The organism is Limnoglobus roseus, assembly GCF_008254045.1.
Classification (GTDB): domain Bacteria; phylum Planctomycetota; class Planctomycetia; order Gemmatales; family Gemmataceae; genus Limnoglobus; species Limnoglobus roseus.
Genome location: NZ_CP042425.1, coordinates 3,955,917 through 3,975,158, shown reverse-complemented (window position 1 = coordinate 3,975,158; position 19,242 = coordinate 3,955,917). Strand labels below are relative to the sequence as shown.

General features: G+C 66.5%; 14 protein-coding genes and 1 tRNA gene. 7 read left to right on the top strand and 8 right to left on the bottom strand.

Annotated elements, in window-relative coordinates; all coding sequences use genetic code 11:
- Positions 1-7: 7 nt before the first annotated feature.
- From PX52LOC_RS16495 to PX52LOC_RS16485, 3 genes are all read left to right on the top strand, one after another.
- Positions 8-832, top strand: a complete 825-nt coding sequence (locus tag PX52LOC_RS16495) for a sialate O-acetylesterase (protein WP_149111142.1) — start codon at positions 8-10, stop codon at positions 830-832.
- Between the two features lie 479 nt (positions 833-1,311).
- Positions 1,312-2,076 carry a sensor histidine kinase gene (locus PX52LOC_RS16490; protein ID WP_168219039.1) on the top strand — a complete coding sequence of 255 codons (765 nt, stop codon included), beginning with the start codon at positions 1,312-1,314 and terminating at the stop codon, positions 2,074-2,076.
- A 167-nt stretch (positions 2,077-2,243) separates the two neighbouring features.
- On the top strand, positions 2,244-3,743 hold the full coding sequence (locus tag PX52LOC_RS16485) for a TolC family protein (protein WP_149111140.1): 1,500 nt from the start codon (positions 2,244-2,246) through the stop codon (positions 3,741-3,743).
- Positions 3,744-3,757: 14 nt separating this feature from the next.
- On the opposite strand, the gene PX52LOC_RS16480 is transcribed toward PX52LOC_RS16485, so the two are convergent.
- The 4 genes from PX52LOC_RS16480 to PX52LOC_RS16465 form a co-directional block, all read right to left on the bottom strand.
- Positions 3,758-5,323: an MFS transporter gene (locus PX52LOC_RS16480; protein WP_168219038.1), complete on the bottom strand. Its 1,566-nt coding sequence runs from the start codon at positions 5,321-5,323 to the stop codon at positions 3,758-3,760.
- Complete coding sequence (locus PX52LOC_RS16475; RefSeq protein WP_168219037.1) at positions 5,320-6,618, bottom strand: HlyD family secretion protein; 1,299 nt, start codon at positions 6,616-6,618, stop codon at positions 5,320-5,322. Before PX52LOC_RS16475 ends, PX52LOC_RS16480 begins: the two co-directional genes overlap by 4 nt.
- A 242-nt stretch (positions 6,619-6,860) precedes the next feature.
- On the bottom strand, positions 6,861-7,454 hold the full coding sequence (locus PX52LOC_RS16470; protein WP_149111137.1) for a mismatch-specific DNA-glycosylase: 594 nt from the start codon (positions 7,452-7,454) through the stop codon (positions 6,861-6,863).
- A gap of 123 nt (positions 7,455-7,577) precedes the next feature.
- A complete protein-coding gene (locus PX52LOC_RS16465; protein ID WP_218575375.1) occupies positions 7,578-8,903 on the bottom strand; it encodes an epoxide hydrolase family protein in 1,326 nt (441 codons plus the stop codon).
- Positions 8,904-9,155: 252 nt separating this feature from the next.
- Between PX52LOC_RS16465 and PX52LOC_RS16460 the strand changes: the two genes are divergently transcribed.
- Together PX52LOC_RS16460 and PX52LOC_RS16455 are read left to right on the top strand one after the other, a co-directional pair.
- Positions 9,156-9,773: a sigma-70 family RNA polymerase sigma factor gene (locus PX52LOC_RS16460; protein WP_149111135.1), complete on the top strand. Its 618-nt coding sequence runs from the start codon at positions 9,156-9,158 to the stop codon at positions 9,771-9,773.
- Positions 9,748-13,179: a protein kinase domain-containing protein gene (locus tag PX52LOC_RS16455; RefSeq protein ID WP_149111134.1), complete on the top strand. Its 3,432-nt coding sequence runs from the start codon at positions 9,748-9,750 to the stop codon at positions 13,177-13,179. Before PX52LOC_RS16460 ends, PX52LOC_RS16455 begins: the two co-directional genes overlap by 26 nt.
- 179 nt (positions 13,180-13,358) lie before the next feature.
- Here the strand turns inward: PX52LOC_RS16455 and PX52LOC_RS16450 are convergent, their stop codons facing one another.
- The 4 genes from PX52LOC_RS16450 to rpsO all read right to left on the bottom strand — a co-directional run bounded on the left by PX52LOC_RS16450 (position 13,359) and on the right by rpsO (position 17,103).
- Positions 13,359-13,817, bottom strand: coding sequence for a hypothetical protein (locus PX52LOC_RS16450; protein ID WP_149111133.1), 459 nt, complete (start codon positions 13,815-13,817; stop codon positions 13,359-13,361).
- A 5-nt stretch (positions 13,818-13,822) separates the two neighbouring features.
- Positions 13,823-14,377, bottom strand: a complete 555-nt coding sequence (locus PX52LOC_RS16445; RefSeq protein ID WP_149111132.1) for a hypothetical protein — start codon at positions 14,375-14,377, stop codon at positions 13,823-13,825.
- Between the two features lie 63 nt (positions 14,378-14,440).
- Positions 14,441-16,714: a polyribonucleotide nucleotidyltransferase gene (pnp, locus tag PX52LOC_RS16440; protein WP_149111131.1), complete on the bottom strand. Its 2,274-nt coding sequence runs from the start codon at positions 16,712-16,714 to the stop codon at positions 14,441-14,443.
- Positions 16,715-16,833: 119 nt separating this feature from the next.
- Positions 16,834-17,103, bottom strand: a complete 270-nt coding sequence (gene rpsO / locus PX52LOC_RS16435; RefSeq protein ID WP_149111130.1) for a 30S ribosomal protein S15 — start codon at positions 17,101-17,103, stop codon at positions 16,834-16,836.
- A gap of 264 nt (positions 17,104-17,367) precedes the next feature.
- Here rpsO and PX52LOC_RS16430 point away from each other — a divergent pair.
- Positions 17,368-17,454: transfer RNA gene (locus tag PX52LOC_RS16430), tRNA-Ser, on the top strand.
- 287 nt (positions 17,455-17,741) lie between these two features.
- Entirely contained in the window at positions 17,742-19,235 is a 1,494-nt protein-coding gene (locus PX52LOC_RS16425) for a TolC family protein (RefSeq protein ID WP_149111129.1), read from the top strand.
- Positions 19,236-19,242 lie beyond the last annotated feature (7 nt).

Here is a 19,242-nt window from a genome sequence, read left to right as displayed (position 1 = left end):
AGAGGCAATGACGCGATCCATTCTGGCGGTGATGCTCTTCGTCGTCGCGACGGGCGCGAGGGCGGACCATTACGAAGTCTTCCTTGTGGCGGGGCAGTCGAACTGCGACGGCCGCGGGAAAGCCGAGGAGTTGACCGGCCCCCTCGCGAAGTGGGCGAAGCCGCAGGCCGACGTGCGGATCGCATACTCCTGTTCGTCGCAGCGCGGGCCGGTGTTGACGAGCAACGGCTTTCAACCGCTGCAACCCGGTTGGAGCGTGCCACCGGGAAAGCCGAGAATCACTACGCTACCAGGCAAGTCGTTCGGCCCGGAGGTCGCGTTCGGCCGCGGCCTGGCAGACCACTTCAAAGGCAAGAACGTCACGCTCATCAAGTACGCCGAAGGCGGCACCAGCCTTGCGAAAGACTGGAACCCCGACGCCAAGGATAAACTCTACGCGGCCTTCCTGACATTCACGCGGCAATCGCTCAAGGAGCTCAAGGACGGGAAGCACACGTTCGACCTGCGCGGCATGATTTGGCATCAGGGCGAAAGCGACGCCGGTCTGACGGCGGAGAAGTACGAAGCCCTTTTGTCCCAGTTCATCACGCGCGTGCGAAAGGATCTCGAAGCCCCCGGTCTGCCGTTCGGCGTCGGTGAGGTGTACGACAACGGCAAGCGGGATGCGGTGCGGGCCGCTCAAAAGTCGGTCGCCGGGAAAGTGCCGGGAGCGTTCTTCGTTTCCGCCGCGGGTTTGCACACACAGGATCAGGGCACCCATTTCGATGCGGCGAGTCAGATCACACTCGGCGAACGGTTCGCCGCGGGCATGGTGAAGGCTCTGGGGAAGTGACGAATCGTACGACCGATTTGGAGTGACGGGCAAGCGGCCCGATCGGAAGCCCACCGCTGACGCTATTCTTGGTCGTGCCGCGAGCCGATCGGCCGGGCCGATCGGTAGGTCGCCCGAACGGGGCGACCGAGGTTCTCCTCGTCTACGACCCCAGCCGGGCCGAAGCCGGACCTCCAATTCTCGGGCAACCCCCCTCGTCCTCGCCCACGAGCACTCACGCCGGACGGACTGCCGGTCCGTCCCGGCGTGAGTGCTGGAATCAGGTGATAGACCGATCCGACAACCGAGTCATCATCGAGTAGATAGTGGATCACGGGTCAAATCACATAAGCTCCGCTGTCCCCTCGTCACGCTTTTAGATGTGCAGTCGAGAAACAAACACGATACATCCCGGGCCGCGCCAATGTGTCGAGTACCTTTCGTCGTTCGATTCAGTCTTGTCATCAATTCCTCAGAGCATTCCCCACGGAGCGATAACCATGCGCAGTCGCCTCATTTCGCCGGTGATCGAACGAGTTATGGGGAGCACGCTCCTCGCTACGGTAGGATCGGAAGCAGGGCGGGCCGGGGATTTGCTGACGACCCTGGCGCACGAGCTGAGAAGCCCGCTCGCCGCAGCGCTGTACGCTTTGGCGGCGATGCCGGACTCGGCCAACCCCGATGCACGGCGGGCGAGGATGATCGCGGAACGCCAGACGGCGAGGGCCGCGCGGATCATTGATGACGTCTTCGACGTCTGCGCAGGTTGCCACGGTAAGCTGGTCCTGCGTCAGGAAATTGTGGACGTCTCGGTCATTGCAGAACGGGCGATCGAGACCGTCAACCACCTGATGGCCCGATCCGGGCACGGGCTGCAGGTTAAACGCCCTCCGCAGCCACTGCTCGTTCTTGCCGACCCGTCGCGGTTGGAGCAGGTCCTGACGAATCTGCTCTCCAACGCGGCCAAGTACACCCCTCCCGGCGGCCGTATCAGTCTAACCGTGGGGGCCGAAGACAAGCAGATCGTGCTCTGCATCCGTGACAACGGTCGGGGGATTGAACCACACTTGCTACCACGGGTCTTCGATCTCTATTCGCAAGGTTCCCGACTCGCCGAACAACGGACGAGTGGCCTCGGAATCGGCCTCGCCCTGGTCAAAACCTTGGTTGAGCTTCACGGGGGGCACGTCTCGGCATTCAGTGACGGCCCCGGCACGGGGGCCGAGTTCTTGGTCTCACTGCCCGCCTACCGTACGGGGTATTGACACTTTTCGCTGCCCCACCGGGCTGACGTATGAGAAGCCGCCCATCGCTCCCTCGACGTTAGGATTGACCTGAGAATCGCGCCACGCTATGTCCCGCGCTTTCTAGATGTGGATTGGTGCGAGACACCATCCCGGTGACAGTTCCGGTAACCGGGCAGGACCATTCGATGAGACCGGCTGTCTCCGTTACGTCCCTCTTGCTGGCCGGGATCGGGTGCGTTTCTCGCCCCCTACCGCCGGCATCCGAGCGATTCGCGGCTCGCGTTACGGCCCCGCAAGTTCTCCCGAAGGATTACGACCCTGTCGTGCCGGCTGCGGCCGGACCGGCGCGAGAGCCCCAGCCGCCGCTGGACCAGCCACTCACCCTTGAGATGGCCGAAGAGCTGGCGATGCAGCACAGCCCCCGCCTCGCCGAGGCCCGGTGGGTCGCCGCGGTGCGCGAAGCGGGCGAGGGCTCCGCCTACGCCGCCTTCCTGCCGACGGTCGGGATGAACTACGGGTTCCAGACGTATTCCAGCCAGGCCGGCTTTGTCGGCATCCCGGACGGCGGGCGGTTCCCCGTCCTACCGGTGCGGGGATTCGGGCCGGGGAACCAGGACTTTGAGGCCCTCGACCTCCGGGTTCAGTGGACTGTGTTCCAGTTCGGTAAGCGGTTGGCCGTCCACGACCAGGCTTCGATGCGGGCCGAGGTGGCCCGGTGGCAGTGGGAGAGGACTCGACAGGCGGTCGCGTTCGACGTCGCCCTCAACTACGCCCGCGTCCTCCAGGCCCGCGCTTCGCGGTTGGTTGCCGAGCGGGCCGTGGTGCGGGCCGAGGCGGCGCTCAAGGACGTGCGGAACCTGGCCACGAACGGCGCGCTGACCCGCGAGGACGTGCTCCGGGCCGAAGTCTTTCTGGCCGACGTGCGGCAGGGGCTCATCACCGCCACCAGTGAAGCACAGATCGCGGTCGCGGCGCTGAACCGGGCGATGGGCGTCAACGTCAGCGCTCCGACGCGGGTGGCCGACCGGACCGCGGACCTCGACGAATACCCGGTTCGGTTGGAAGACTGTCTGGCTCAGGCGGTCGCCGGACGGCCGGAACTCTCCGTGGTCCGCTACGGCGTGGCGATCGCCGGCCGTGGCGCCGACGCAGCGCGGGCCGACTTTCTGCCCGTCATCACCGCGAACGGCGGCGGGGCACTGGTCGACGGAAGCCGCGTGCAGAACGCGCAGGTGGCCGACGCGGGCATCTTCCTGAAGTGGAACCTGTACGAGGGCGGCCGCCGGCGGGCCGAGGTGCGCGGGGCCGACGCGGAAATCGAAGTCGCGTTCGCCCAGGGGCAACAGGTGTGCGACACGATCGCGTTCGAGACGCACGTCGCGTATCGGAACATCGAGGACGCGGTCGGCCGATTGAAGCAGGCCCGGACGGCCACCGGGCAGGCGGCGGAGACGCTCCGGTTGGTCCGCAACCGGTACGCCCGCGGGGACGCCAAGCCGACCGACGTGGTGGACGCCGAGACGGCCCTGATCCAGGCCGAGCAGAATTTGAACTCCGCCCGGTACGATCTCGTGATCGCGCTCGCCCGAATGAAGTTCGCGACGGGAGGGGCTTCCCAGCCTGAGCCGTCCTTAAAACCGCCCGCCGCCGATTCGCCGCCGGCACCGCGGCCGGCCGATCGGTAGCCGGGACGACTCCATCAGCCCCGCTGCGGTCCGGGCATTTCCGTCGGCGCTCGCCGGAGGAAGCAGGCGAGCACGAAGGTCGCCGCACTGATGACGGTCAGCCACCCGAACGCGGTCTGATCCGCGAACACCGAGGCTGTGGCCCGAACGTACCGCCCCAACAACTGGGCGGCCTGAAGTTCGGCCACGTTCGGCCCGCTGCCGTGCGTGCGGGTGATCCAGTCCGTCAGCCCGGCCGACACGTCGCCGACCGGCGTGCGGTTCACCTGGATCGTTTGCCGGAGCGAGTCGAAATAGCGGTCGCCCGCTCGCTCGCTGGCGATCGCGATCAGCCCGCCGCACAGCGCCCCCGGTAGCACCAGGCCGAGGTTCTTGATGCTCGCCGACCCGGCGATCTCCTCCGGCCGCAGGTTGTCCTGGGCGATGCAGATCACCGGCGAGGCGATCAGCCCGACCGAAGCCGCCCATGCCGCCAACACCCCGCTCACCCATTCCTTGGGCGTGAAGAGGTCCACGCGGGTCAACTGCCACGTTGCAAGGGTCATCCCGGCCAGGCCGATCAGCAGCCGCAGCTTGCGGTTGTTCCGCGTGCCGAACTTCGCCGTGATCGCGAGAGTCACGGTCATCGCCGCGACCGCCGGCAGCAGCGCCGCCCCGGTGGTGATCCGCGGGTAGTCGCGGGTCACCGCCATGTACCGCGTCATGATGGCCAGCACGGCGAAGAATTGACCGTCCACCAGCGCCTTGCTAATCACCCCCATCGCAAAATGGTGGCGGGCGAACAGGTGCAGTTGCAGAAGGGGATGCCGTGCGGCGAACTGCCGCCACAGGAACGCCGTGAACAGGATCAGCCCCAGCCCGGCCACCGCGAGCGTTTCGTTCGCCCGCCCCCAGCCCCACAACTGGAACCGGTACAACCCGATCACCAAACAGAGCACCCACCCGATCAGCAGTGCCATGCCCAGGAAGTCGAACTCTCCCGGCGGCTCTCTCGCCGGCGCGTCCTGCCGCAGCCCCTGCCAGGCCACGAATACGCCGATCGCGCCCGCCGCCCCGGTGGCGTAGAACACGGTTCGCCAGTCGTCGTGGGTAATCAGCCACGTGCTGACGCTCGGCCCGGCGATGCGGCCGAAGTAGATGCCGAACGCGAACACCGCGATGCCGAGGTCGCGGTGTGCCGGGAACTCGCGCCACAGGACCGCTAATACGGTCGTGGCCACCAGACCGTTGCCCCAACTCTGTACGAACCGCGCGACGGCCAGTGCGTCGGTCCCCCCGACCATCGACGCGGCCCCACTCCCGACCGCGTAAAGGAACAGCCCGCCCAGGTAGCAGCGGCGCAGCCCGAGGTGTGCCGCCAGCCACCCCAGGCTCGCGATCCCCACGACGCCGCCGAGCAACGTCGCCCCGGTGACCCACTGGAATCGGTACCGATCCGACGCCAGTTCACTGACCACGAAGATACGCGGCAGGTCGGTCAGCGTCGCCGTGATCCCCGCCAGGAGCATGGCCGGGACGACGGCGAAGATCACGCCGGCGTGGTCCAGGAAGTCGCGTTCCGGCGAACGCGAGGCGGTCACGGCCCGCCCCCCGGACTCGTTACGGCCAGCGGGCTGACCCCGCGTTCGCCCCGCGCCCGCAACTGCTCCGCTTGGACCCTCGCCCATTCCGGGTCACCGGGGCCGTGATCGAAGACAACGGACACCGACAACCCCGGCCGCAGTTCGCCCCACCGCTCGTCGCGATCGGGCAGGATGCGCACCGGCACCCGCTGCGGCACTTTGGTGAACTCGCCCGAACTGACGTCGCGCGGGACGAGGGCGAAGTTCGCCCCCGTCGCCTGCCCGATCCATACCACCCGGCCGCCGAGAGTCTGCGAAAAGGCGTCGAGTTTCAGCGCCACGGCGTTCCCCGGGGACACTCCCGCCAGTCGGTCCTCTTCCAGGTAGGCCGTCACGAACACAAGGTCCGCGTCATAGAGACTCAGAATCGGCGAACCGAGCGGGGCGTGGTCCCCTGGGTTCCGGTAGCGTTTGACCACAACGCCGTCGAACGGCGCGACGATGCGGCAGTACTCGAGCTGGATCCGCACCCACGACTCGTTCCGCCGGGCCTGGCTCACTTCGAGTTCCAACACCTTCACCTTGAGCTCGGCCTCTTCCACCGCCAGCAAGCCGAGTTCCGCGAGCCGCAGTTCTTCACCGGCCTTGTTCCGGCGGCTCACCGCGACCGCGACCGTTTGCTCGGCGATGGCCGCCTTGCGGCGGTTCGAACTGGCGCGGTCGAGCCGAGCGTCGGCGGTCTGCACGTCGGCGTCAGCCGACGCGAGCGCCTTCACCGCATCCTCCCACTTGACCTTGGGCACGGACTCCTGCTTGAACAACTTCTCGTACCGGGTCGCGTCCTCGGCCGCTTTGACCTGCACGGCCTTGGCCGACGCGACCGCCGCTTCCGCCTCCCGGACGGCCTTGTCCACGTCCACCCGAACGACCTCCAACTCGGTCTTCGCCTGGGCCACCCCGGCTTCGGCGTACTCGAGGTCGGCCTTCGCGGCGGCCACCCGGCGCGGGTGCTCCTTCACCAGCCGTTCCCAGGTGGACCGCTCCAGAGTCAATTCGCCCTCGGCCTTGGCCCGCTTCGCGGCGGCGAGATCGACCGCCCGGCGGTGCGGCTCAGGGTCGATCTCGGCGAGCAACTGCCCGGCCTTAACCGTGTCCCGCTCCTCGACGAGCACGCGGGTGAGCAGTCCGGGCGTCTGCGCGCCGAGATGGGTCAAGTGGGATTCGACGAACGCATCGTCGGTCAGCGAGTGGGTCAGGCGATAGCGAACGTAAGGGATCGCCCCGAACACAACGGCGAGACCGATCACGACCACGACGGCACCGATCCAGATCAGCCGGGAGCGCCAGCGGCGGGTTTGTGTCGGAGCAGAGGGAGCGGCACTCGGCCTGGCGGTCGCGACAGGAAGTGGGGGCGAGGGCGGATCGGCGGTTGTGGGTAATGGGCTGGATGTTGACATGATTCCCTCCGAGATGCAGCATAGCGTCAATATGCGACTTCTAGCCGCGATTTACACGCCGCCGAACCGACTACCCTCCTGGAGATACGTCGACGGCCTCACTTCTGATTTTGGCGGCCCTCGTGCTGGGCCGTGGACCAGAGGTGGAGTTCTCCGAAGAGTTGTGCGAGGACGGCGGGCTGGTAGTGGGCGTTGAGGCCACTGGGGTTGGGGAGGACCCAGGCGTGGCTGCCGCCGAACGGATCCTTTTGGAGACCGACGCGGGCGTCCTTGATGCCGGAGACGACCCGGTAAGGGCCGATGCCGACGAACGCGACGACGGTGGGGTGCCAGCGTTTGACCTTGGCCTGAAGCCGCCGGCCGCCGGCGCGGAGTTCGTCGTCGGTCAGTTCATCGGCGCGGGCGGTGGCGCGTTCGACCACGTTGGTGATGCCGAACTTGAGGTCGAGGAGGAGCGATTCTTCAAAAGGCGAGAAAAGCCGCGGCGTGAAGCCGCCGCCGTGAAGGGCGGGCCAGAAGCGGTTGCCGGGACGGCCGAAGTGGTGGCCGATGGCCGCCGTGTACAGTCCGGGGTTGATGCCCGCGAAGAGGACAATGAGGTCCTTGGCGATGAGATCCGGGACGAGCTTGTCCTGCGCGGCGAGCAGCTGGGCCTTGTTGGGTTTCCAGGGGGTGGGTAAATTTCGATTCATCGGGTGGCGTCCTCGGAGAGCATTTTATCCTCGTCGGTGGTCGTCCCCAACGCCTCGGAAGCCAGAATCGCCGCGCCGAGTAGGCGGCGTGGCGATTCGATTGATTCACAGCACGCGACTCGTTCAACGCAGTGACTTGAACGCCACGCGGAGTTCCTGGACGAACGCCTCCGGCTGTTCCCAGGCGGCGAAGTGTCCGCCCTTGGCGAGCCGGTTGTAGTGGATGAGCTTCGGGTACGCCCGCTCGGCCCACGTCCGCGGCGCGGCGTAGATTTCGTCGGGGAAGACGCTCACGGCGACCGGGATGGCGACGCCCTTGGGGTCGAAGAAGCTCAGCTTGGCCGTTTGCTTGTTCTCCCAGTAGAGACGGGCCGAGGAGACGGCCGTGTTCGTCAGCCAGTAGAGGGTGATGTTGTCGAGGACGTCGTCGCGTGTCAGCCCCTCGGCCCGGCCGTCGAAGACGCGGGCGATGAGTTCTTGGCTGCGGGCGTCGTGGTCGAGAATCCAGCCGGCCAGCCCGACGGGCGAATCCGCGATCCCGTACAGGGTCTGCGGGCGGTTGGCCATTTCGTTGGCGTACCCCAAACCGTTCTTGAAGAAGTCGGCGAGTTGGTCCCACGCCTTTCGCTCGTCGGCGGAAAGATTCGTCGGCGGCGCTTGGCCGTACTTGAGCGCCGTGGAAACGTCAGCCGGGACGGTGGCCGCCATGTTGGTGGCGATACCGAGCAACTCCGGCGGCGCCAGGAGGGCCATTCGCTCCGACACGGCATTCCCCCAATCGCCGCCCTGCGCGACGAACCGGGAATACCCGAGGCGTTTCATGAGGACGACCCAAGCCCGGGCGATGCGAGCGGGGTCCCACCCGGTCGCGGCCGGCTTGCCGGAAAAACTGTAGCCCGGCAACGATGGGATCACCACGTCGAAGGCGTCCTCCGCCCGGCCGCCGAACGCCGTCGGGTCGGTGAGCGGACCGATGATCTTCAACTGCTCGATGACCGAGCCGGGCCACCCGTGTGTGACGACGACCGGCAGCGCCTTTTCGTGCTTCGACTGGACGTGAATGAAGTGAATGTCGATCCCGTCGATCGTGGTGACGAACTGCGGCAGGGCGTTCAACCGCGTTTCACACTTTCGCCAGTCGTACTCGTTGTTCCAATAGCGTGCCAGTTTCTGCATCGTCGCGAGTTGCACGCCTTGCGAAGCGTCCGCGACTGTCTCCTTGTCGGGCCACCGCGTTGCCGCAACGCGCCGCCGGAGATCGGCGAGTTGTTCTTCAGACACGTAGGCGCGGAACGGGCGGATGGCGTCGTCCGGAAGTGGCTTCGTCTCGTTGACTTTGGCCGGCGCGGGAGGCGGGTTGACCGCGGGGATCTCCGCGCCGGCGGCCGGAGCGGTTTTCAGACCACAGCCCGATGCGGCGAAGAGAAGGCAACAGCTTGATGCGGCCACCACTCGGTATGAGACGGCACTTCGAACTCGCGATGACGATGCGGACATACTCGCTTCCTTCAAGTTGGTGTGAAGACGAAACCGCGGGGTCCAATCGGGCACACGCCGCACGTCGGCGACGAGTTAGCGATCTGCTCCCGCCACGAGCACTTGACGGCCCGTTCTTAGTCCCGACGCTATTAAGCGTGGAGAACAGACACCGGCGGCGATATACTCGGTTCCGTCGCCCTGCCACCCGAACGGGAAATAGTTTTGGACAACCAACACACCACGGCGGTCGTCCAGCGGTACCTGGACGAGTTGGCCGGCGACGGCCCCGCCGAACCGGTCGTCCGGGCGTTGCTCGACCGGGCCGCCCGGCGGCTACACCAGTTGTGCGCCACGCTCCTTCACCGCAATTACCCGCGACTGACCCGCCCGCCCCTCAACTTGCAATCAGACGAGATGCTGAGCGCCGTCGTGGAACGCCTCCTCAAGGCCCTCCGGGAGGCGCGGCCGACGACGGTGCGGCAGTTCTTCGCCCTCGCCGCCCAGCACACTCGGTGGGAACTCAATGACCTGGCCCGACGCTTAGATCAGCAACCCCGCGCCGTTGCGGTGATCGAGGGGCTAGTGCCCGCGCTGCCAGGCAGCGACTCCGGCCTGAGCACGGAATGCCGCCGGATCATCGCGGCGATTGACGCCCTACCCCCGGACGAGCGGGAGGTGTTCGACCTGGTGCGGATGCAAGGCATGGCGCAGATCGAGGTCGCGGAAGTTCTCGGCGTTACGCCGAAGACGGTCAAGCGGCGGCTGGACCGCGGCCTGGTGCTGCTGACCGAGCGCCTGGGCGACCTCCGCCCGGATGACACGCCTCCCGAAGCATCTTGAACCCGGCACCCTCGGTGCGGGCGACACGGCCGGGGGCACACCCACATGGGAGAAACTCGTGCCGGATGACCCGCGTGTCCATGCGTTACTGGAAGAGTTGCTCGCCTCGGGTGCCACGCCCGAAGCGGTCTGTAGCTCGTGCGTCGAACTGCTGCCCGTGGTTCGCGAACGCTGGCGGCAAGTCGTCCGCGCGCGGGCCGAACTCGACGCCATGTTCCCCCCCGAGACGGATTCAAGTTCAGACGGTTCCCCCTCTGCCACGGAGGACACGCCCCTCCCCGCCATCCCGGGTTACGAAGTCGAGTCCGTTCTCGGCGCCGGCGGCATGGGCGTCGTGTTCAAGGCCCGGCACCTGCGGCTTAACCGCGTCGTCGCCCTGAAGATGGCCCTGTCCGGCGCGTACGCGGGGGCGCACGAGCGGGAACGCTTCCACCGGGAGGCGGAAGCCGTCGCCGCCCTCCGGCACGCGAACGTCGTTCAAGTCCACGACGTGGGCGACTCGGCCGGCCGGCCGTACTTCACGATGGAGTACGTCGAGGGGGGCAGCCTCGCCCAGAAGTTGGCCGGGGCCCCGCTGCCGGCACGCGAGGCGGCAACGCTCCTGGCTCTCCTCGCCGACGCCGTTTCCGCGGCCCACCATGCCGGCATCATCCACCGCGATCTGAAGCCCGCGAATGTGCTCCTCACCGCCGATGGCGTCCCCAAGGTCAGCGACTTCGGCTTGGCCCGGCGGCTCGGCGGCGAGGCGGGGCTCACCCGAACCGGGGCCGCGGTCGGCACGCCGTGTTACATGGCTCCCGAGCAGGCCCGCGGCGGGACGGGCGGGGTCGGCCCGCCGGCGGACGTCTACGCCCTCGGGGCAATCCTCTACGAACTGCTCACGGGCCGACCGCCGTTCCGCGCGGAGAGCGCGGCGGAAACGGTCCATCAACTCCTCACCCAGGACCCGGTGCCGCCCTCGCGGTTGAACGGGAAGGTGCCGCGTGACCTGGAGACCATCTGCCTGAAGTGCCTGGGCAAGGAACCGCGGACCCGCTACGCCACCGCGGCGGCGCTGGCCGACGATCTCAACCGCTTCCTTCGGGGCGAGGCGATCGCGGCACGGCCGGAAGGTCTTGTGGCGCGGTTGATGCGGCGAGTCCGTCGTCGGCCGGCCCTTTCGGCGGCGGTGACGGTTTCCCTGGCGTTGGCGCTGACGTTGACCGGTGGAGGACTGTGGTACTTCTCCGACCGGGCGGCGACGGCCCGAGCCGCGGAGAAAGACCTGCAAGAAATGAACGAGGGCCTGGAAGCGTCCGACTGGCCAAAGGCCGTTGCCGCCCGGAATCGAGCCGAGGGTCGACTTGGCGACGGCGGGCCTGCCGAACTCCGCCACCTCGTGGACGAGGGCACGCGCGACCTGGCGCTCGCGGACCGGTTGGAGAAAATCCGGCTGGCGGAAGCCGGCACCGTCGGCGGGGTGGTTGGAAGTTCCGGGGCGGCGTATGCCGAAGCGTTTGGCCATGCCGACCTCGGGACGGCCGACGAGGATCCGGACGTTGTGGCGGCTCGGGTGAAAGGCTCGCACATCCGGAACGCACTGGTCGCCGCCCTCGACCACTGGTCCGTCTGCACCCGGGACGAACGCCAGAAGAGATGGGTTCTTAAGGTCGCGAGGGGGGCCGATCCGGACGCGACCGGCTGGCGCGACCGTGCCCGTGACCCGGACATCCGGTTGAATCAGGCGGCCGTAGCAGAGTTGGTCCGATCCGCTCCCGTTAAGGATACGCCGGTGTCGCTGTTGCACGCGGTCGAGGCGAGTTGGCACTCGGCCACCCATGCGTTGCACCTTGATTTCCTGAAGCGAATCCTCCGCGAGCACCCGGACGACTTCTGGAACAACCACCGGATCGGCAACTTGCTGTTCGACGCGGGGCGTGCCGGGGAGGCGGTCGGGTTCTTCCAGGCGGCCGTGGCCCTCCGCCCAAAGTCGGCCATGGCGCACAACAACCTCGCCCGCCTTTTACAAGAGGTGGCCCGCCCCGAAGACGCCCTCGGCCACTACCGACGAGCCGTCGAGCTCGACCCGGGCGGCGCCATGTTCCAGTCGAACCTCGCCCGGGCCCTGTCGCGGCAGAACCGGCACGACGAGGCCGTCGGGCTACTCGAACGCGCCGTTCTCGCCATTCCCGATTCGGCCCTCCTCCACTCCGACCTCGGCCGCTGCCTTGAACGCCAGGGACGGCCGGAAGCAGCCGTCGCCCCCCACGCCCGGGCCGTCGGACTCGACCCGACGCGCACCGAGTACCAGGCCGCGCTGCGCGAATGTTTGCTGCGGCTGGGTCGCACGGAACAAGCGCGAGTGGCCTGGCAAGCCGCGCTCGCTGCTTCGCCCCCCGAGCACGCCGCCTGGTACGGGTACGCCGAACTCTGCCTGTTCCTTGGGAACGAAAGCGAATACCTTCGCCAGCGTCAACAGTTGCTGGCGCGGTTCGGGGCGAGCGCCGACCCGCCCGTCGCCGAGCGCACAAGCCGGACCTGTTTACTCTTCCCGGCGACGGGGGAAGAACTGGCCAAGGCGAGGGCGCTTTCCGACCGTGCGCTCGCGGTCGATCGGTCCAAAAATCTCGGAGTCTATCCGTACTATCTGTTCCCCCGAGGTTTGGCAGAGTTCCGACAGGGAGAATTCGAGCGAGCGATTGCAACCATGCGTGGCGACGCATCGCGCGTGCTCGGGCCGGCTCCCCGCCTCGTGTTGGCAATGGCCCTCTACAAAACGGGACAGGAGCCGGAAGCCCGCCGAACGCTGGCCGCCGCGATCGTTTCGCACGACTGGCGTGCTGTCCGGGCGGTGGATCAGGACGCCTGGATTTACCACGTGCTCCGTCGCGAGGCCCATCGGCTGATCCTGCCAAACCTCCCTGCGTTCCTGGCGGGGAAGCACCAGCCCCAAGACAACGACGAACGCCTGGCCCTGGTCGGCGAGTGCCAGTTCACCAACCGGACCGTCGCCCTGGCCCGCCTCTACGCCGATGCGTTCGCCGCCGACCCGAAACTGGCCGACGACACGCGGCTCCGGCACCGCTGGCAGGCCGCTCGCGCCGCGGCGCTGGCCGGGTGCGGTCGCGGCGAGGGCGCGACAGGCCTGACCCAACAAGAAAGAGAGAAATGGCGATCGCAAGCGCGGTTGTGGCTTAGGGCGGACCTGACGCAGTGGAGTCGAATACTGGACACGAGTTCGGGAGTGGGTAACCGTGACGCCGTTCAGTTCCTACTCACGGAGTGCCAAACGGAACCCGACCTGGTGGGGCTGCGCGAGCCGGCCGAGATGGAGAAACTTTCCGCCGAAGAACGAAAGGATTGTCTCGCCCTTTGGGACGAGGTCCGGAGTCTGCTCAAGCGGGTCGAGGGAATCAAATCAAAGTAACAATTCCGTACCGGCGTAGTGCGGGACCAGGCCGGACTGTTCGAAGACGCCCTCCGATAGTGATACTCGCACAGGTCCAGCAGTGGGCCGCTGAGGGGGCGGGGCGGGGACTTCGCGTGTGTTGCCCCGGCAACCGTCACAGCAACAACGGTCCAGGTGGTCAGATTTTTCGCGCGATTTCACGTCGGTCGTTCCTTGTCGCCGACGTACTGCCGCAAGAGTTCGAGGAAGCGGTCGAAGCCGGGGCGGGCGAAGTCGGATTCGTGAAAATCGAGGCTGAAGAATCGACCGTTAAACTTGAACCAGACGCCGCGTCGCCCGGTGTCAATGTCGATCACGGACGTGCCCCAACTGTTCAGATCTACCCAAGCGTACCTGCGGAAGTGAAACAGCGTTACCACCAAGAGGCTATCGCGAGTCACAGATCGGGCTGCTGCTGCGACCCGGAGCGTCGACCAGACGATGATCCAACCGGCGAAGAGGGCGAAGACCGCCACGCACGGTCCCAGGTTGCCCTCTGTTTCGCTCATCCAGCTGGCGCAGGCCAACGTAAACAAGATCGCGCTCAGGGCCAAGTAACTGGCGGTCCGGCTGCGAGAAGTGCGAAAGGTCACGACGGCGTTCAGTGGCTCGTCCATGCCCGCTATTCGGCCGCCGGTTCGGGCGATTTTGCTTCTTCGACTGGCGGTCCTTCCGGTGGGGCGTCTTCGGCCGGCGTTTCTTTCGCAGTAGATGGGCCGACGAGTTGCCAGAGTTGCGTCGCGGACGTTGCGATACGCACGCCGGGGAACGTCAGGACCATCACGCGGTGCTGTTTCTCGGAAATGACGATCGGCCGCGGGAAGCTCTCCATCGCGAACATGAAGTTGCCGGCTTTCGCCAGGTCGAAGACGAAGTTGGCGAGCGCCGGGGTGAGTTCGGGGGCCACCACGATGCCGTCGAAACAAGTCTTGTTGGCGAGCAGACCGACGAGGTGGACCGTGACGCACGCGCCGTCCGGCAGCGTAACCTGGACGCGGTCGTCGTGGCTGATGCGGCGTTGGCCGCGTTGCCGGAGGAGGGTGAGGACGGCGTTGCGCTCCGGGTCGGTCAGCCCGAGGTCGATGACGGGGGACTGGCCCCAGTTGCCGTGCATGGTGTACTTGGCACCGTCCGCGAACTTGTAGTTGCAGCTTCGAAACTGAACCTTAAAGCTCATGGGCCGACCCCCAAAAGAAAAAGCCCACCCGTTAGAGCGGGTGGGCTTCCAACTTCTCACGGATTAATCGCGATCGCGATGTCCGCCGCGGTCGCCACCCCGATCCCCGCCGCCGCTCCGCTCGCGGCCCCCGCGGTCGCCACCGCCACGGCGTTCGCCCCGGTCGCCACGATCCCCGCGGTCGCCACCCCGTTCGCGGGGCGGCGGGCCACCTTGGTCGCCGCCTTCGTCGCCGCCTTCACGCGGCGGCGGGGGCGCCAGCAGGGCCTTGCGGGACAGTTTCACGCGGTCCTGATCGTCGATGCCGATGACCTTCACCTGCACCTTGTCGCCGACCCGCACCACGTCGTCCACCCGGCCGACGTAGCCGTGGTCGAGTTCGCTGATGTGGCACAGGCCGTCGCGACCGGGCATGATCTCGATGAACGCCCCGAAGTCCTTGATGCTCGACACCTTGCCGTCGTAAATCTTGCCGACCTTCACTTCTTCGCACAGGGCTTCGACGCGGCGCTTCGCCTCGTCCGCCCCGGCCGCGTCGCTGTGAGCGATCTGCACCGTGCCGTCGTTGTCCACGTCGAGCTTCGCGCCCGTCTCTTCCTGAATCGCGCGAATCGTCTTGCCGCCCGGCCCGATGAGCAGGCCGATCTTTTCCGGGTTGATCTTCACCGTCAGTAGACGCGGCGCGTTGATGCTGATTTCCTTCCGCGGCGAGATCAGCGTCTTCAGCAGGGTGCGGAGAATCTCGCGACGGGCGTCCTTCCCTTGTTCGAGGGCCGCTCGCACGATCGCCTCGTTTATGCCGTCGAGTTTGATGTCGAGTTGGATGCCGGTGATGCCGTTCTGCGTGCCGGCGATCTTGAAGTCCATGTCGCCGTAGTGGTCTTCGTCACCCTGGATGTCGGTGATGAGGATGTGCTGGTCCTTCTCCATCACGAGGCCGATGCTGATGCCCGCGACCGGCTGACGGATCGGCACACCGGCGTCCATCAGGGCGAGCGTGCCGCCGCAGACGGAGGCCATCGACGACGAGCCGTTCGATTCGAGAATTTCCGACACCAACCGCACGGTGTACGGGAACTTCGCCGGGTTCGGCATCACGGCCTTCAGGCTGCGCTCGGCCAACATGCCGTGGCCGATTTCGCGACGACCCGGCCCGCGGATCGGCTTGCACTCGCCGACGCTGAACGGAGGGAAGTTGTAATCGAGCATGAACTTCTTGCTGTACTCGGGCAGCAGGCCGTCCACCTTCTGTTCGTCTTGCATCGTGCCGAGGGTGGCGATCACGAGGGCTTGCGTCTCGCCCCGTTGGAACACGGCCGAGCCGTGGACGCGGGGGATCGGGCCGACTTCGCACCACAGCGGGCGGATTTGCTTCGCCGGCCGGCCGTCGATGCGGGTGCCGCTGAGGGTGATCTCGCGGAAGATCTTCTCGCGGAGGGCCGACACCGCGGCCGAGACTTGGTCGGCCGTGTACTTCGGTTCGGCATCGCCTTCGGGGAGGTATTCCTTCTTGATCTGCGCCTTGAACTCGTCGAGGGCTGCGTACCGGGCGAGCTTACCTTCGGTGAGGTACTTCTTGCGGAATTCGGCCCCGTACTTCTTGTGCAGTTCGTCCACGAGCGGGTTGGCAGCCGGCGGGGGCGGCAGTTCCTTCGTGGCGAGGCCGGCCTTTGTCCGCAGTTCTTCCACGAGGCCGATGATCTCGACGATGTTCTTGTGCGCGAACATGATCGCGTCGCCCATCTCCTGTTCCGGCATTTCGCGGGCGAAGCCTTCGATCATGGTGATCGCTTCCTTCGTCCCGGCCACGATCAGGTCGAGGTCGCTCGTTTCCATCTGCGTGGCCGTCGGGTTGACGACGAGTTGCCCGTCCACGCGGCCAACCCGCACGCCAGCGATCGGCGCGGTGAACGGCATCGGCGAGATGTGCAGCGCGGCCGACGCGCCGACCATCGCGAGCATGTCCGGGTCGTTCTCGCCGTCGAACGACAGCGTGTTACACATCACCTGCACTTCTTTGGTGAAGTCGGCCGGGAACAGCGGGCGGATCGGGCGGTCGATGAGCCGGGAGACGAGCGTTTCCTTCGTGCTCGGGCGGGTTTCACGCTTGATGAAGCCGCCGGGGAACTTGCCGGCCGCGTAGGTCTTTTCGCGATAATCGACGGTGAGCGGGAAGAAGTCCCGGCCGGGGATGTTGCCACCCATGGTGGCGGCGACGAGGACCATCGTCTCGCCGTACTGGACGGTGACGGCCCCATGGGCTTGCTTGGCGAGTTTGCCGGTTTCGAGGATGAGCGTGGCGTGGCCGATTTGCTTTTCAACACGTGTGACTTGCACTGTTCGAACCCTTTCGTCGGAGTGTGGAGTCAGTGGGGGCGGCGGGTGGTAGAAACGGTGTCAGCCGCGCGGGTGAAGTCCCGGCGGCTGATGGCGATTTGAAGGAGTCTCGTGGGAAGTTACTTCCGCAGGCCGAGCTTGCTGATGACTTGCAGATAGCGTTCTCGTTCGGTTTCCCGCAGGTAGTTCAGCAATCCCGCCCGCGAACTGACCATCTTCAGCAACCCGCGACGGCTGGCGAAATCCTTGGAGTGCGTGCGCATGTGCTCGGTCAGCTCGTTGATGCGAGCCGTGAGGATAGCGATTTGCACTTCCGGCGACCCCGTATCGGAGTCGCTGCGTCGGAATTGGTTGATGAGTTCGGTCTTGCGGTCCTTCGTAATCGACATCGTCCCGTTCCTCTTTCTCGGTTCTACCTCCGCCGCGTCGCTCCTGCTCACGGTAGCTAAAAAATATCCCAGTTACACTGTTACGAGTGTATCGGCCGTCCCGGGCCTGACAAGGGGCCGCACGGATTTCCGGCCGGCTAGCGGAATCGTGAATGATAGTAACTCCCGGGGCGATGGCCAGTTGCCGGGGAGAACCCGTCGCCTTTCGGAACGAGAGGCGACGGGACCGCTTCAAATTTTGTCGCGATCTGCTACCATACGGGCGGAGAGTTGGCCGAGCGGTTTAAGGCAGAAGTCTTGAAAACTTCCGTAGGGGAAACCCTACCGTGGGTTCGAATCCCACACTCTCCGTTCGAGTCTTGTGCAAGTGATAGCGGCGAGTCGCACGGGGAAGCACTAAGTGCTTCCCCGCCTTCGTTTTCTGACAGGGTCTTCGGTTTCCTACGCCTCCCTGCGGCCATCTGCTGCGCCTCGATGGCAGTGGGCGGACAGGGAATAGGCAAACCGGGCAAGGGCGACGGGTTTCGCGGGCTTACGGTCGAGTTCCGCCCGCAATCCGGTCGATAACCCTCACGTCCTCCAAGGTGACTCCCATTCGCCACCGGCTCCGAGTTTTGGTCTGTTGTCTGGTTGTCGGGGTGCCCGCTTGCGCGACGCTCGACGACCAGACGTTGCCGATCCCTATCGCAACCCGCGTCGAAAGCCCGAAGCCGAAGCCGGCACCAGCGCCCGTCCGCGAAATCCAGCAGGCGAAGTTCGAGGAACCGGCGGCGGCCGAGAAGGGGTCCGCCGACACGTTCACCATTACTCTGCCGGCTGCGTTCGCACTCACGAATGCGAACTCGCTCGACGTCCGGATCGCCGAGGAGCGGGTACGACTCGCGACCGCGGGGGTGGACCGCGCGAACGCCCTCTGGCTACCGAACGTGAACCTCGGCGTCGATTACTTCCGCCACGACGGCCAGATTCAGGACATCGTCGGCAGCGTCTTTGGCACGAGCCGATCGTCGCTGATGCTCGGCGCGGGGCCGCAGGCGGTGGTGTCGGTCACGGACGCGGTGTACGCGCCGCTCGCCGCCCGACAGGTGCTCCGTGGCTCGCAGGCGAACGCCCAGACGGTTCGGAACGACACGACGTTCGCCGTCGCCATCGCATACTTCGACGTCCAGCAGGCCCGCGGTGACGTGGCCGGGTCGCTCGAAACCCTGAGGCGGGCCGACGACCTGGTCGCACGCACCGCGAAACTGGCACCCGATCTGACGCCGGACGTGGAAGTCAACCGGGCGAAGGCCGAGGCCGCCCGCCGTCGGCAGGCGGTGGAATCGGCCTACGAGCGGTGGCAGGTGGCGAGCGCCGAACTCACGCGGCTGTTGCGGTTGCAAGCCGGCACGCTGGTCGAGCCGAGCGAAGACCCGTCGCTGCTCGTCAGCCTCATCGACCCGGACATGCCGCTCGACGAGTTGCTCGCCATCGGACTGACGCACCGGCCGGAACTCGCGTCGCAACAGGCGGTGATTCAGGCGGCCCTCGTGAGGGTGAAACAGGAACAACGGCGGCCGTACTACCCCTCGCTCGCGGTCCGCGGCGTCGGATCGAACGTGCCGGGGCTGGCCGGCGGGTATTTCGGCGGCGGCGTCAACGACGACGTGCAGAACTTCGGTGCCCGCTTCAGCGTGGACCTGCAAGCCGTGTGGGAGTTCCAGAACCTCGGCCTCGGCAACCGCGCGTCGGTCCGCGAGCGAGAGAGCGAGAGCCGCCGGGCGCTCCTGGAAGTGCTGCGGGTGCAGGACCAAGTGAAGGCCGAGATCGTACAGGCTCACGCTCAGGTGTCGCGGACGGCTCGCCGCCTGAAGTCCGCCGAAGAGGGGTTGGCCAACGCGACGGCCTCGGCCGAGAAGAACCTGCAAGGGTTGGGGCAGACCAAGCGGGTCGGCGAACTGTTGATCCTCGTGTTCCGCCCGCTCGAAGCCGTCGCCGCAGTCACGGCCCTCGATCAGGCGTACCGCGACTACTATCAGACGATCGCCGACCACAACCGCGCGCAGTTCCGCCTCTATCGCGCGATGGGGCAGCCCGGTCAGGCGCTGTGCGAGCGGGCGAAGCCGGCCGAGTCGCCCGCGAAATTGCCGTAAGTCCGCT

Coding starts and splice junctions, on each gene's coding strand:
- PX52LOC_RS16495 (WP_149111142.1), top strand. CDS start 8: ATGACGCGATCCATTCTGGCGGTGATGCTCTTCGTCGTCGCGACGGGC.
- PX52LOC_RS16490 (WP_168219039.1), top strand. CDS start 1,312: ATGCGCAGTCGCCTCATTTCGCCGGTGATCGAACGAGTTATGGGGAGC.
- PX52LOC_RS16485 (WP_149111140.1), top strand. CDS start 2,244: ATGAGACCGGCTGTCTCCGTTACGTCCCTCTTGCTGGCCGGGATCGGG.
- PX52LOC_RS16470 (WP_149111137.1), bottom strand. CDS start 7,454: ATGAATCGAAATTTACCCACCCCCTGGAAACCCAACAAGGCCCAGCTG.
- PX52LOC_RS16455 (WP_149111134.1), top strand. CDS start 9,748: ATGACACGCCTCCCGAAGCATCTTGAACCCGGCACCCTCGGTGCGGGC.
- PX52LOC_RS16450 (WP_149111133.1), bottom strand. CDS start 13,817: ATGGACGAGCCACTGAACGCCGTCGTGACCTTTCGCACTTCTCGCAGC.
- PX52LOC_RS16445 (WP_149111132.1), bottom strand. CDS start 14,377: ATGAGCTTTAAGGTTCAGTTTCGAAGCTGCAACTACAAGTTCGCGGAC.
- rpsO (WP_149111130.1), bottom strand. CDS start 17,103: ATGTCGATTACGAAGGACCGCAAGACCGAACTCATCAACCAATTCCGA.